The sequence below is a fragment of the Bacteroides sp. OF03-11BH genome (assembly GCF_003604005.1).
GTDB classification, from domain to species: domain Bacteria; phylum Bacteroidota; class Bacteroidia; order Bacteroidales; family Bacteroidaceae; genus Bacteroides; species Bacteroides ovatus.
The window spans coordinates 1-6,346 of sequence record NZ_QTMW01000087.1 but is presented as its reverse complement, the minus strand read 5'-3'; the positions used below and the strand labels follow the sequence as shown (position 1 = coordinate 6,346).

General features: G+C 60.1%; 2 protein-coding genes and 1 pseudogene. All 3 read left to right on the top strand.

Annotated features, from left to right (window positions below; all coding sequences use genetic code 11):
* Window positions 1-159: 159 nt before the first annotated feature.
* Complete coding sequence (locus DXA54_RS27240) at window positions 160-2,259, top strand: type IA DNA topoisomerase (RefSeq protein ID WP_032558157.1); 2,100 nt, start codon at window positions 160-162, stop codon at window positions 2,257-2,259.
* Window positions 2,260-2,402: 143 nt separating this feature from the next.
* A complete protein-coding gene (locus DXA54_RS27235) occupies window positions 2,403-2,852 on the top strand; it encodes a DUF1896 family protein (RefSeq protein WP_004295482.1) in 450 nt (149 codons plus the stop codon).
* Window positions 2,839-6,312, top strand: a pseudogene (locus DXA54_RS27230) (N-6 DNA methylase); the annotation flags it as partial. The gene DXA54_RS27235 and the pseudogene DXA54_RS27230, both read left to right, overlap by 14 nt.
* Between the last annotated feature and the right edge of the window lie 34 nt (window positions 6,313-6,346).

Sequence of the window (6,346 nt, the reverse complement as noted above, 5' to 3'; positions counted from 1 at the left end):
CCGGGTAAACGCAGCCCCCCGGAGGAGGCGGACGACGGACGGCAGTATTACGACGGGAACGGCAACCATGTCTATTACGACCGCCGGCTGATCTCCCGTCCGGAAAAAGAGAAAGAAGAAGAACAACAAGAAAACAACCACTGAAAAATCCGAATCATCATGCAAGTAATTATCGCAGAAAAGCCCTCGGTGGCGCGTGAGATCGCCGCCATCGTGGGAGCCACGAACCGTAAAGACGGTTTTATCGAGGGAAACGGCTACGCCGTAACCTGGGCCTTCGGCCACCTGGTCGGGCTGGCAATGCCCCAACAGTACGGCATCGCGGGTTTCCGCCGGGAAAACCTGCCTATCCTGCCATCATCGTTCATCCTCCTGCCCCGGCAGGTTCGGGAGGGTAAAGAGTATAAGGCCGACCCGGGTGTCGTGAAGCAGCTCGGTATTCTCCGGGAATTGTTCGGCATGGCCGAGCGCATCATCGTCGCGACCGACGCGGGGCGTGAAGGTGAGCTGATCTTCCGCTACATCTACTCTTACCTGGAATGCCGCACCCCTTTCGTGCGGTTATGGATCAGCAGCCTGACCGACCGGGCCATCCGCGAGGGGTTACAACACCTCCGCCCCGGCAACGAATACGACAACCTTTACCTCTCGGCCAAAGCCCGCAGCGAAGCCGACTGGATCGTCGGTATCAACGCCTCGCAAGCGCTTGCCGTGGCTGCCGGGCGGGGCGTCTGGTCGCTCGGACGGGTGCAGACCCCCACGCTGGCGATCATCTGCTCCCGTTACCTGGAGAACAAGGCGTTCAAGCCCGCCACCTATTTCCGGCTGAAGCTCTCCACGGCAAAGGAGGGCACGGAGTTCACCGTCCTCTCCACGGAGAAATTCGACGGCAGGGAGAAGGCGGAAGCAGCCCGCGCCGAGGTTATCGGCGCCCGAACGGTACGCGTCGTGAACGTGGAGCGCAAGGAGGCCAGGGAACAGCCGCCTCTCTTGTACGACCTGACGACACTCCAGAAAGAGGCCAACAGCCGGTATGGTTTTTCGGCAGAAAAAACGCTCGACATCGCCCAGTCGCTTTACGAGAAGAAGTTCATCACTTATCCCCGTACCGGCTCACGCTATATATCGGAAGATGTGGCCGAGGAGATTCCGGCACTCATCGGGAACATGACACGCTATCCCCGTTTCGCGGAATACGCGGGCAGGATGGATACCGCATCTCTCTCCCGCCGAAGCGTGGACAACGAAAAGATCGCCGACCACCACGCGCTGCTTCCCACCGAGAACCTCCCTTCCGAACTGGATGCCGACCACCGCATCGTCTATGAGATGGTCGCGGGGCGGATGCTCGAAACCTTTTCCGGGGCCTGCGTGAAAGAAAACACTTCCCTTACCCTGCAAAGCGCGGGGCATGATTTCACGGCCCGCGGCAGTATCATGGTCGAGACGGGCTGGCGGGCCGTCCTGAATGAACCTGTCGAGGAGAAAGAGGAGGACATGACCCTCCTTCCCGACATCGTGCAAGGCGACGAGCTGCCCGTCAAAGGATGCGTCACGGAACAGAAACAGACCCGGCCGCGCCCCCTTCACACGGAATCGAGCCTGCTGGCGGCGATGGAAACCGCCGGACGCGAACTGTCCGACGAGGCCGAACGCGAGGCGATGAAGGATGCCGGCATCGGCACGCCCGCCACCCGTGCCGCCATCATCGAAACGCTCTTTGCCCGCGAGTATGTCAGGCGAGAGAAAAAGTCGCTTGTACCCACGGACAAGGGACTGGCCGTGTATGCCGTGGTCAGGGACAAGAAGATCGCCGATGTCGCCATGACGGGCGGCTGGGAACTGGCCCTCTCGAAGATCGCTACCGGGGAGATGGACGCCCCGACGTTCCATCGCGGTATCGAGGTCTTCGCCTCGCAAATCGCCAAAGAACTGCTGGAAGCAAGAATCGACGGCGCGGAGAGTGACACAGCCTGCCCGCGTTGCGGCAGGCCCGTGGTGTTCTATCCCAAACTCGCCAAGTGCCAGAATCCCGATTGCGGCCTGACCGTATGGAGAACCGTGGCCCGCAAGGAGCTGACCGACAAGCAGCTCGCGGAACTGCTGACCAAAGGCAAAACCGGCACGATCCGGGGATTCGTCAAAAACGGCGGCGGGACGTTCGACGCGGCCCTCACGCTCGATGACCAGTTCAAGACCTCGTTCGTTTTCGAGCCGCGCGATACTCCCAGGCAGGGAAAGAGGAACAAACGGAAATAATCGTTACCTTTGCCACTGGAAAAGACCTGTCATAACGAGATACGCTTGTTTGATAAGGATTTTTTCAGTGGTCGGCGCTTCGGGTGGGAACCCGGGGCGCCTTTCTCTTCCCCGATTATCAACGACCACTAAAAATTCTTATCATGCCAGACAAGCAACACCATACCCCCACGGGGGAATTGTCCTATTACGGACTTTCGTTACTATCCTACCTCAAGGACAGCCACCCGGAACTCATCGCCGAAAGTGAGTTCATCGCCGAGCGGGCCGACAGCGCCGCCCAAGCGTACAGCGAGGCGATCCGTTCGGGCTGCAACCACATCGAGGCCGAAGAAATTGCCCGCGAGGAACTCTGCCGCGGACTGCACTTTTCACCCTACAACACGCTGGTAAACATCCTCTGGAGGGAATTCGAGGCGGAGATTCCCGAGGATACCGCCCGGCAGGCGGCTCTACGCCTGCTGCCCCTCTGCCGCGGGGTGCTGGAGAAGTACGACCTCACGGACGACTTCGCCGACACGCCCGACTATGAACTGTTCTATACCGAACTGACGGGAACCGTCCAAATACTTCTCGAAGATGGCATTCAATAAGAAAACCCACCTCCGCCAGAATATCGACGCGCTGAAGACGGCCTTCACGCTCGACAGGGAACGGCGGGCGCCGACTCCCGAAGAAGAAAGGACACTCGGCGCATACAGCGGCTTCGGCGCCATCAAGGAAGTGCTGGAAAACCCCACCGGGAAACCGGACAAGGACGGCATGGCAACGCTCGTGGCCGAGTTGCACGAGGTCATCAGGGCGAATACTCCCGACGAACGGGAATACAAGCGCTACATGGACGGGATCAAGAACTCCGTCCTGACGGCTTTTTACACGCCCCCGAAAGTGGCAGACGCCATCGTGGAGGCGATATGGGACACGCGGATTGCCCCCCAACGTATTCTTGACCCCAGTGCGGGAACGGGGGTTTTCGTCAGTGCCGTGGATTTCCACGACCCCTATGCGGAGATCACCTGCTTCGAGAAAGACCCCGCCACGGGGTTGATCCTGAAGCACCTGCACCCCGAAAAACGGGTGCGGGTACAGGGATTCGAGCGCATCGAACCCAAATACGCCGGTTACTACGACGTGGCCGTGAGCAACATCCCTTTCGGGGACGTGGCGCTCTTCGACCCGTTCTTCTCCACCCATACCGACCCCGTGCGGCGGCAAGGCACACGGGCGCTGCACAACTATTTTTTCATGAAGTCCGTCGATATGGTACGCGAGGGCGGCCTGGTGGCATTTATCACCTCGCAGGGAGTATTGAACGCCGAGCAGGGACGCCCCGTGCGCGAGTGGCTGATGAACCGCTGCGAGCCCGTATCGGCCATCCGGCTGCCGAACAACCTCTTTACAGAACACGCGGGGACGGAGGTCGGCAGCGACCTGGTTATCCTGCAAAAGAAAGCCGCCACGGGGGAACTGTCCGAACGGCAGCGGGATTTCATCGAATCCCGCAAGCTGTCGAACGGCATCCGGATAAACAACCTTTTCCAGTCGTTCGACAGGGTGATCCATACCGAGGCCAAAGTAGGCAAAGACCCCTACGGCAAACCGGCGATGGAGTTCACCCACGCGGAGGGCGTGGACGGCATCGACCGGGAGATGCGGCGTATGCTCTCGGAGGATTTCAACCGGCATTTCAACGAGAGTTATTGCCTGGAACATGCTCCGGAACAGACACCCGGTACACCGGAGCGGGAATTGTCTCGTCCCCGTCAGGCGGAACGCCAGCGTGCCGAAAGACACGAGCCCCGCCTTGCCGGAGAAATCGTCAAGGAGATTATCGCCGACGCCCGTAACCTTCAGCAGCAGCGGGAAGAGGAGGAAAAACGCCGCGTCGTCGCAGAAATGGCGGCGCAGGGCTACCATGTCGATACCGAAACCGGGGAGATTACCCGAATCGAAAACAAACCCGGACAAGCGTTACCGGATTCTGCCGCCACATCCGCCGGAGAACCGACCGGGGAGGATCTGGCCGACTTCGGGGCCTGGTCGAAGGAGCGGGAGAATCGCTTGTGGGAGCAGCACCCGCCGAAACCCGAAGATTTCGGCATGGCGGATACTCCCGTGCAGCACGTGGGCGGAACAACGGAACCGAAACCGCGGGAGGGCTTCGCCGGGTCGCTTTTCGACACGGTGGAAACGGCGGCTCCCGTACCTGCCACCCAAGCTGCCGAACCGGTAAATGTGCAGCAGGAACCGTTGCTGACGCTCTACGATCTGTTCGGCTTCAGCGCCGAGGAGCGGCGGCAGGCAGAACTCGGTATATCCAAGAAAAGGAACAGCCGCCGGGGAGCAAAGCGGAAGACGCCCCGACAACCCTCATTATTCGCCCCGGCCTCCTCTCCGGAGGAACAGAAGAGCGAAATGCCGAAAACGACGCCACCGGAGCGTGATCCCGAAGACTTGTATGCCTCCCTGAACTGGGAGGACAACCCGCCGATCAACGGCTTTTACGAGATGATGATGTCGCTTACCCCGGAACGGAGGGCGGAATTGCGCCGACAAAGCGCCCGGCAGCAGGAAACCCCGGAACAGCGGGAACGGCAGGCGGTACGCCCCCCGACGGAAGCCCCGAAAGGCAAACGGAAACAAGCCGCCGGTACGCCGAGAACGGGCGGCCTGTTCGACACGCCGGACAATCCAGAGGAGGAAGAACCCGGTAAAGAAATGCCGCAGATACGGGAGGCGGATATGAAACCCCGACCGTTCGAGGGGGAGGTCGCCCCCTATTTCCGCGAGGGAACACTCGTCACGGACGGACAAAACCGGGTCGGCTACCTGCGGGAGACTGAATCCCTGCAACCCATGTTCCACCCGCTGGAACTCACGCCTGCACAACGGACGAAAGCCTCCATGTATATCGAGATACGCGATGCCTATTACCACCTTTATAACAACGAGGCGGAAACGCTGACGGCGAACCCCGCCCTGCGGGAGATGCTCAACCGGCTTTACGACAATTTCACCGAACGCTTCGGACGGCTCAATGACAAACGCAACCTCGACCTGATCAAGATGGACGCGCGGGGGACGGAGATTCTGTCGCTGGAGCGTTACATCGACGGCAAGGCACGCAAAGCCGACATCTTCGAGCGTCCCGTGGCCTTCAATCCCGATGAGATCACGCACGCCGACGACGCTTCGGAGGCCCTTGTGGCCAGCCTGAACAAGTACGGCCGGGTGGAACCGCACTACATGGCCTCGCTCACGGGAACTACCGTGGAGGGAATACTCGGGGAACTGAAAGGACGCATCTATTACAACCCGGAAACGGACGGCTACGAGGTTGCCGACAAGTTCATCGCCGGCAATGTCATCGGGAAAGCCGACCGGATCGAGGCGTTCCTGCGGGAGAATCCCGACCACGCCCCGGCCCGGGAATCGCTGGAGGCTCTGCGCGAGGCGACGCCCAAACCCATCGCTTTCGACGACCTGGACTTCAACCTGGGCGAACGGTGGATTCCAAAAGGTGTTTACGAGCGTTTCGCCTCCTCGCTCTTCGATACGGAGGTGAAGATCACCTTCGCCTCCAACCTGGACGAGTACGGCGTGAAGGCGGAAGCGACGAACGTGAAGATCACGGAGCAGTATGCCGTCAGCGCGCAGACCCGTAAGTACAACGGCCTGCACCTTTTGAAACACGCCCTGCAAAACACTTCGCCCGACATCACCAAGACCGTCCTCAAATGGGTGGACGGCGAACGGCGGGAGGTCAAAGTGCGTGACGGGGAGGCCATACAGCTCGCCAACAGCAAGATAGACGAGATCCGGGTTGCTTTCCCCGAATGGCTGCGCGAGCAGTCGTCCGACTTCAAAGACCGCCTGACAGACCTCTATAACCGTACTTTCAACTGTTACGTGCGCCCGAAGTACGACGGGACGCACCAGGAATTCCCCGACCTCGACCTCAAGGGGCTGGGAATCGACAAACTGTATGACAGCCAGAAGGACGCGATATGGATGGACAAACTGCTCGGCGGCGGGATAATCGACCACGAGGTGCTGCGCCCATAAGGGCATATAGTAAATGTAGGCT